This is a genomic window from Herpetosiphon sp. (assembly GCF_003512625.1).
In the GTDB taxonomy this organism is placed as follows: domain Bacteria; phylum Chloroflexota; class Chloroflexia; order Chloroflexales; family Herpetosiphonaceae; genus Herpetosiphon; species Herpetosiphon aurantiacus.
This window is the reverse complement of sequence record NZ_DOPT01000111.1, coordinates 26,104-34,350: the sequence shown is the minus strand read 5'-3', so window position 1 is coordinate 34,350 and position 8,247 is coordinate 26,104. Positions and strand designations below refer to the sequence as shown.

Annotated in this window: 7 protein-coding genes; 3 read left to right on the top strand and 4 right to left on the bottom strand. The window is 49.8% G+C overall.

Features of this window, described 5'->3' with window-relative positions:
• Window positions 1–195 precede the first annotated feature (195 nt).
• From DEF47_RS25070 to DEF47_RS25060, 3 genes are all read right to left on the bottom strand, one after another.
• Window positions 196–3,381, bottom strand: coding sequence for a M14 family zinc carboxypeptidase (locus DEF47_RS25070; protein WP_012188738.1), 3,186 nt, complete (start codon window positions 3,379–3,381; stop codon window positions 196–198).
• A 247-nt stretch (window positions 3,382–3,628) separates the two neighbouring features.
• Window positions 3,629–3,985 carry a hypothetical protein gene (locus DEF47_RS25065; protein ID WP_012188739.1) on the bottom strand — a complete coding sequence of 119 codons (357 nt, stop codon included), beginning with the start codon at window positions 3,983–3,985 and terminating at the stop codon, window positions 3,629–3,631.
• A gap of 480 nt (window positions 3,986–4,465) precedes the next feature.
• Window positions 4,466–5,020 (bottom strand): GNAT family N-acetyltransferase, encoded by a 555-nt coding sequence (locus DEF47_RS25060; protein WP_012188740.1) that lies wholly within the window; start codon window positions 5,018–5,020, stop codon window positions 4,466–4,468.
• A 79-nt stretch (window positions 5,021–5,099) separates the two neighbouring features.
• Between DEF47_RS25060 and DEF47_RS25055 the strand changes: the two genes are divergently transcribed.
• Together DEF47_RS25055 and DEF47_RS25050 are read left to right on the top strand one after the other, a co-directional pair.
• Window positions 5,100–5,252 carry a hypothetical protein gene (locus DEF47_RS25055; RefSeq protein WP_287045394.1) on the top strand — a complete coding sequence of 51 codons (153 nt, stop codon included), beginning with the start codon at window positions 5,100–5,102 and terminating at the stop codon, window positions 5,250–5,252.
• Window positions 5,252–6,118 carry a metallophosphoesterase family protein gene (locus DEF47_RS25050; protein WP_012188741.1) on the top strand — a complete coding sequence of 289 codons (867 nt, stop codon included), beginning with the start codon at window positions 5,252–5,254 and terminating at the stop codon, window positions 6,116–6,118. The genes DEF47_RS25055 and DEF47_RS25050 overlap by 1 nt, the downstream gene beginning before the upstream one ends.
• Before the next feature lie 43 nt (window positions 6,119–6,161).
• Here DEF47_RS25050 and DEF47_RS25045 read toward each other — a convergent pair whose 3' ends face one another.
• Entirely contained in the window at window positions 6,162–6,572 is a 411-nt protein-coding gene (locus DEF47_RS25045; RefSeq protein ID WP_012188742.1) for a hypothetical protein, read from the bottom strand.
• Between the two features lie 47 nt (window positions 6,573–6,619).
• Here DEF47_RS25045 and DEF47_RS25040 point away from each other — a divergent pair, with 47 nt between their 5' ends.
• On the top strand, window positions 6,620–8,245 hold the full coding sequence (locus DEF47_RS25040; protein WP_012188743.1) for a S8 family serine peptidase: 1,626 nt from the start codon (window positions 6,620–6,622) through the stop codon (window positions 8,243–8,245).
• The last annotated feature ends 2 nt before the right edge of the window (window positions 8,246–8,247 follow it).

The window sequence follows — 8,247 nt, the reverse complement described above, 5'->3', positions numbered from 1 at the left end:
GTTAACCCAATGAACCATTACAACTAGCGGCTATGGGTTAGCGGAACGTTGTGTCGAATTGTCATGATTTCCATAGCCAAACGCCAATAGCTACATCCTTCGTGCTCTTCGTGTCCTTCGTGGATCGAAAAAGGGATCGATAACAACCTCGTTACCGATCCCAACAACAAATTCCTCAATCCCCAACTGCTCGAACTACTTCACAATATAGGGCATAAATACCTTATATTGGCTGACTGGAATGCTATTAGCGGTTGAAACCAAGCTGATGCTATTGGTTGCACTGCTATCGGCAGCCGACGTTGCCGTAATAGTCACGCTATCCGTGCTATTGGCGGCAGCATTGGCCGGAATTGCCACCGACACTTGAATTGTAGTGCTTGCACCAGCCGCCAAATTAACACTGGTTTGGCTCAAGGTTGTTGGCCAAACATTGCCACTCAAGCTCAAGTTAAAGCTATCGCTGACATTGCCTGTGTTAGTGACGCTCAGCGTGTAGGTGATGGTTGAACCAACGAACCCACTCAAGGCTGCTTGCGGTGCACTAACTGCAACATCATGGACTGTCGAGCTACCAACATTCAAAACCACTGGAACCGTTTGGTCGCCGTTGATCGTGTTGGCTCCTGCGTTAACTCGTAAGCGAGTGCGATAGGTGCCATTGGCAAGGCCTGTAGCATTGGCGGTTACTTGGACGTTCGTCGAACCACGCGCTGCTACATCAATGTTGCTAGGTGTCCAACTGAGCCATGGGGCACTGCCAGCATAGGCCGCAAATTGAATTGCCAAATTATCGTGTAAACGGCCAGTGCTGTTATAGACCCACTGATAGCCATTGGCCCCAGTGCTATCTTCGATACCAACACTGACGCTATTTTGGGTATCAATGTTTTGATAATTGAGCGTAACATCGCCAGTTGTCAGATTCAGCACAAATTGGAAATCTTCGGGGCTGAAGTTGCCATTGTTTGCCCAGTGTGGCACACCACTAAATTCAACAATAAATTGATTGTTGGCACTATCGTTATAGGTAAAGACCCCGTTCGTGCCCGTCAAACCTTCAGGATCAAGGTCGTCCCACAAGGCTGCAATCACATTGTTGGGCGTTGACGTGCTTGGCACAACGCCGTTGGTCGATGTACCAGTTGAGCTACAGGTAGTGGCATTGGTTGGGCTAACAAAACCATTGCTGTTGACAATCAATTTGCTATAGGCGGTGCCATAGTAATTGAAGCTGCTTGGCAAGTTCACCACCGAACAGGTATCATCGCCCAAACTGAGGCGTGTACCTGTGCTACTAATGTCGTTCCAAGTATAGCTTGGGCCACCAGCATCGTCACTGCTCTTAACTTCATAGCCAGTTGGAGCGAGTGAGATGGCTGCATTCAAGCTTGTACCACCAGCATTGCCCACCACCAACGTGCGATCTTGGCTGCCACTGGCCACGTTGAAGGTCAATGGACTGGGCGAGGTCGTCAAGACTGCCAACTGCGCCAAACTAATATCTTGGGTTGTGAAACTATTGCTGCTAACAGTCAGGTTGTAGCTAGCAGGAGTCAAGCCTGTGCCACTGGCCTTGAGCGTGTAGCTACCAACTGGCAATTCCAAACGATAACTGCCATCAGCGCCGCTGGTCGTCGTGCTGGTAAACGTGCCAGTTGTGGCGACGACCGTTGCATTGGCAATTGGCTGATTGTTATCGCTTGCGCGGACAAACCCAACCAAGCCTTGCGGTGCAACATCGAGCCATTGAGCGCTAACCGGCCCCCAGTTGCCCGCAGCATCGCGCCCACGGAAATAGACTAAGTGGCGACCAGCATTCAAGGTTTGCGGAATGGTTGCATTGACCGCTTCTTGGGTGCTGTTGAAACTGCCATCGGTTGCGCTCAGGCTAATTGCAGTTGCCCCAGCTCGCCATGGTGGTGTATCAACATAGGCTTCGGCAGCAGCAATTGTTTGGTTGCCATTGGTTACATCATTAATCGTTGCCAGCAATTTGTAACCATTGCTCATCGATTGAGCGGTTACATTCAAAGCATCGGGACCACGTTGCAACAAATATGGTGTACGGGCAACTTTCGAGGCATACAAGAAGGCAGGCAAGTTGCGACCCCAGAAATTACCAGGAGCTTGGCCATCCAAACAGGTAAATGCTGGGAAGAAGCCGCTACATGTGCCTGATTCTGGCCCAATTTCAAAGGTATAGGCCGCTACCCCTAACTCACCATAGGCCCAATCGTCGGTTGTACCACTGGTTGGATACAGTTCGTCGGATTTTTGCGGTGTGTAGCCGTTGTAGCTGGCGAATTTCTTGCCCAAACCACGCAAATCGGCATCGTTTGGCGCAAGTTGGGCTGAGTGACCATATGGCCACAAGACCAAATCGCTATATGAGTGAATTGAGATATAGACCCCGGTTGTGGTATCTGGCGCAGGATCAGTATCACTTGGCCCACGTTGATCGGCAAATACGCCACGAATCCATTGTTGTAAGGTGGCAACTTCTGGCTCTGAAGCAGCTGAAACGCCAGGCCATGTTGCGCCACAACGATCACCATTCGGGCTATCAACTTCGCCCCAGTGGAACGATGAGTTGCGGTTGAGGTCGATCCCAATATTCACGCCGCTACAACTTGAAGTATCAACCGTGTTGCGATTTTTGCGTTGCGATAAGCTTTGCTCGGCAATCTTGCGGCCATCGGGGTTGACAAAAGGCACAATCACAATTGTGTGTTCATCAAGCAACCAATGCACATCGGGGTCGGTTTCATAGCGCGAAAGCAAATACTCGGTATAGCGCAAGGTCAATTCAGCAGTTGACATTTCACGGGCATGAATCGCCGACATTAAGAAGAAGGTTGGTTTTGGCCCAGGAATCAACGAATTGGTCAGTGTGATCCCACGCAAATCGTAGCCTGCTGGCCCACCAGCGGTCACTTTATCCCATGAAGTCCCATAGGTGAACAAATCCGTTAGGTTGGGATAGGTTGCATGCCATTGATCAAGCAAGGCATAGCCTTCTTCAACCGTGCGGAATCCACCTTGGACTGGCATGATTGAAGGTTCTTGCAACAAACGAGTTTGCTCTTGATCAATTTCAGCGACAAAGCCTTCTTGTTGCAATTTAGCCAATTCGCTTGGCGTAATCAATGCAAACAAATCGTGCTTATCGCGCATTTCCAACAAATCGAGGCCTCGCGCACTAAGTGCCAGTGAATCAGCGCGATCTTTGGCCTCAATCCGCGCCACAATCCGTTGTTCCTCGACCACAGGCTGGGCTTGGGTTCGTTGGGGCAGCGAAATCACCACCAAGCTACTCCACAAGCCAATTAACGCTAGGATTGTCCCAATTAACGACCAACGATGCCTCAGACGGTCCATACAAGCGACCTCCACACAGTGTGAGCCTAGCGCCGTGCCAGAATCTCCTTCGATTGTTACGCTAGGGAAGTTTTGGGGAATACCTGCTCTTCATTGAGGCTCTATTTTATCATTATTAAGTATTCGTAATGCAGCTTTGGCGATATGCGATTAATTGGGATTAGGAGCGACCTACGATCAGGAAACAATGAAACTGGTTTTTACCTTATACCCTACGACATTTAGCTTCTCTATTCTTGTTGACGGTTTAGCGTGGATACACAATTACTGGCACAACCTTGCCAAGCGCTAGCGGCACGGTTTGTTGGCCAGTTGTAATATCGCAAACAATCAAAAAGGCTTCTTGATTGACATAAGCAATAATACCAAGAAGGTTTGGGCTGATTAATTTGATCGAGCCAGTATGCGCAGGCAACACAATCTCGGTCAATTGCTGCTGATCAGCCATCCGAAAGACGAGTCCTCGCCGTTGATGTTGAATTGGCGAAGCTGCATCACAGGTTGGGCTATTCTCATACACTACTGCATTTGTTCTGATCCATGGAGTACGTGGGTCGCAGGTTAATGCCAAAAGATAATTGCTATCAGGTGTCCAGCGCAGCATTGTAGGATCAAATGGCAAGCTCTGTTTGGCATAATACCCAATGCATCTGGATTTACGCCAATTGCCAATTCGCCCAACGCTTGTTGCTGTTCAATCGAATATAGGCGAATGTTGCCTGGAGTTGGTGCAGCATATTCGGTGATAGTTGGGTGGTTGGGTGGTTGTGGTCGTGATTGGCGGTGTCTGATTGCGCTGATTCGTTGGTGCGGTACATGCTACCATCAGCTATAAACTGACCAATATACCGCCCAAGCTGATCCACCAAGTGATTTTCATGGGTTCAACCTTCAACTCATACGTTGATAACACTCCTACTATAGGTTGTAAATGTCGAGTGCAAATGGTAATCACCTGACAAAACCCTGAAGGCTGGGGTTTTGAGTAGAGCACTAATCATTCAATCAGCTAGCAATGCAGCAATTCCCCTCGCACCTCGCTCGCCGCTGCGAGAAAGAAGGCCAGGGGATTCGAGCACAACATTTAATCCAAATCTGTTCTATGTTGTATGTTCTTTTTTGTCATCAGCAACTCATCGTGATAGATACCTTCGTAATAAATTGCCATTGGCTCAACCCCATAGACGGCATACCCGCAACGGGTATACAGCTGAATGGCGCTCGTATTGGCCACATTCACAGCTAAGCGAATAATCTGCACCGATTGTTGCCAAGCCCAGGCTTCGGCCATGCCCAAAAGCTGACGACTGAGGCCATTGCCACGCCAATTTGGGTCGGTATAGACTCCCCAAATATCAGCTTGATGACTCGATTTTGGGTCGGTAAAGCGCCGAATACCAACCATTGCCACAAACTGCGACTCGTGTACCGCCACAAACGTTTGCTGTTTGGTTGGGTCTAAATTCGCCATGCGTTCTTGCCAATAGCGATCAGGTTCAGCGGCGTTTTGGGCGTAATCCGAGCCGAAAAAGCTGGGGTGTTGTTGAAGCGCCATTAAGCGCAAACGTCGATACGCTTGCCATTCATCAGTTTGGGCTGCTCGCAGAGTAAGATCGCCCCGTTCAGTCGATAGTTGCATTACGATTGCTCCACACTAGCAAGGAAACTGCACCATGGTACAATAAGCGCGGATTCTTTCTCTACAACTTGAGGTGGATATGCTGCTTTTGCTGATTAAATTAACCATGCTTGCAGTGATGATCGCAGGCGTTGTGGCAGTAACCCGTCAATTAAGCCAAGCTGCACGGGGCAAAACTTTGGTTCAAGCCAAACCCACGACAGCAGCAAGTGAAGGCGAGGAAGCGGCTTAATGGCATCGACCATCCTGCACCTTTCCGATTTACACGCTGGCCCACCCTTCAACCCCGAAAAAGCCCAACAAATTCTTGAGGCAGCTTGGCAAATCAAGCCAACCTTAACTGTGTTGTCTGGTGATTTTGTGCAGCGAGCCGATATTCGCAGTCAATGGCTGACGATTCGCGATTTTGTGGCCCAATTGCCTCAGCCGACAATTGCGGTGATGGGCAATCACGATGTGCCGCTTTACAATGCACTCTATCGGATGCTGCGGCCAAACTATTACTACAAAAAATATATCTCGCCGATTTTAGAGCCAGTGTGGGGCAATGATGATTTCGTGGCGGTTGGGGTCAATACTACCCGCTCGTTTACGGTCGATGGCGGCAAATTGACCGATCAGCAATTGCTGGAGCTTGAGCGAAGCTTAGCCCGCTATCCTGATAGTTTATGCAAAATCGTGGTCATGCACCACCATCCGGTCATGCCACCAGGCGAAACTCGCGATGTGATTCAGAATGCGGCGGCAGCACTTAGAACTTTTGATCGCAGCAATGTCGAGTTGGTGCTATGTGGCCATACCCATGCTTCATACATTGGCAACACCTTGGAGTTCGACCCTGATTTGCGCCAAGGTACCGTGATTGTGCAGGCTGGCACAGCAACCTCGCGGCGTGGGCGGCGTTGGTATCGTGGTAAAAATGCTTTCAATGTGTTGGAAATTGAGCATATGCGCAGTGTTATCACCCAATATCTCTATTTGGAAGATGCAGGCCGCTTCTTGCCAGTTAGCCAACATCAATTCCCACGACGTTCGGCAGGAGCCTATGCCTTACCATTAAATGAGGCAGTGCTCGAAATTGTGGAGCCAAGCCAGTAAAACCAACGAGCGCTGAATGTTCAGCGCTCGTTCTAGATTAAATCTACGGTTGGTTTGGAATTTCAAAGCCACTATTTGCCACCAACCATGTGCCATCATCTTGCTCGATCAACTCGACTAACTGATTGGCAGGATATTCAACCGTTTGGCCATCGGTCATTTGCGCCACCAAAATACCATTAACTTGCACATACGCCCGACCATCATCAATTTTTTCGAGTGTATATTGATCATCTTGATAATCGATTGATTGAATTCGTGGCATCACCTGCCGCAGCTGCCAACCAGCATCACGCCGCATATCGGGAACCATCAAGGCAATCATCCGATCAACATTCCGTTCTTCAGTTGCTGCAACAAATGCCTTGACTTGGTTGACGGGTGCGGTATCATCGCCACCACAGGCTGTGAGTGTAAGCAAAAGGCAGCCAATAAGCAACTGTTTGAAACGCATGGGGAATCCTCCAGCGTGCTGAGTGTTTGTCAGGAGGCGATTATATCATGAGCCGTCGCATTGCACTTGTTTTTTGTTTGATCTTGCTGGTCGGCACGCCAGTCTATGCCCAAAATGCCTTAACTGGCCCACCCAACGACCCCGACGCAAATAAACAATGGGTCATTCGCCAACTTGGTTTAGCGTGTGCATGGGAGCATTTGACGGGTAACTCCGATGTTACTGTGGCCGTGATCGACTCTGGCGTTGATATGAACCACCCCGATTTGGTCGATGTCTTGCGCACCGACGGCTTTGATGCTGTCGATGGCGATGATGATCCATCGGATGAGAATGGCCACGGAACCCATGTTTCAGGCATTATTGCCGCCACCATCAACAACAGTAAAGGAATTGCAGGGGTTGCCGGTGGGGGCACGCGCATTTTGCCAATTCGGGTGATGGCTGCCGATGGTTCGGGCACGAATCAAGATATTATTGCGGGCATTCGCTATGCCGTTAGCAAAAATGTCCAGATCATCAATATGAGCCTTGGCTCGATGTTACCGCTCGATAGCGAAGATATTGTTGAGGCAATCAAAGAGGCCGATGCCGCTGGCGTACTGGTGATTATCGCCGCTGGTAATTCGTTTGTGCCCTTGCCCAACTTCGCCTTTGGGGTTGAAGAATTTGCCATGGTCGTGGCCGCAACTGATCCTGATGATCGCAAAACCGATTTTTCGAACTATGGTAAGTGGATTTCGGTTTCGGCACCAGGGGCAGGCATTTACTCAACAATGCCCACCTACGATGTGTATATGACCAGTCAGTTGCCTGCTGAAGAACGCTTCAACAAAAACTACGATCAAATGAGCGGCACATCGCAAGCTACGCCAGTGGTTGCTGGCTTGGCAGCCTTGCTATTTGCCCAACACCCCGATTGGAATGCCGACCAAGTACGGGCTGAAATCGAAAAAACTGCTGATGATATTTCAGCGCAAAATCCGATTAAGCGCTATGGCCCAATCACCTATTTCGAGCCAAGCAACCTTGGCAAAGGCCGTGTCAATGCTTGCAATGCCTTGGGTGGCCCAGTTAAAGGTAGTGCTGCAGCAGTTGGCGGCCCTGAAGGAAAATCCAATTTAATCATGCTGCTTGGGTTTAGCGCGGTCATGTTGGTAGTTTTGGGCGGATTAACCGTCTTTTTAATTCGCCGTCGCAAGCACAACGCCCGCCCTGCGGCGATTCCCGCTGGTGGTTTTGCCCCACCGCCACCAATTCATTATGATCAAGCAATGGCCCAACAGCAACGCAACCTTGCCTCGCAACCAATCGTCGGATCAACGCCGCCATTGAACCAGAGTTATGCCCCACCCAGCGCGGCTCCGGCAGGCGGGCCAGCGTGGGGCAAATTAACGGTTGTCCGGGGAGCCGAATTGAACAAGTTCTATTTGCTGCGTGAAAATCAAATTTTTATTGGCCGTGAAGCCTCGCTTGCCGTGGCAATTAGCGGTGATAGCACCGTTTCACGTCGCCATACGATCATCTATCGTGATCCTCGTGGCATTGAAATTGAAGATGCAGGCAGCAGTCATGGCACCAAAATCAACGGCATTCCAGTACAAGGCCGCCAACTGGTTCGACCAGGCGATGTGATCGAAGTTGGGCAGACCCATTTACGTTTTGAGGGTTAACA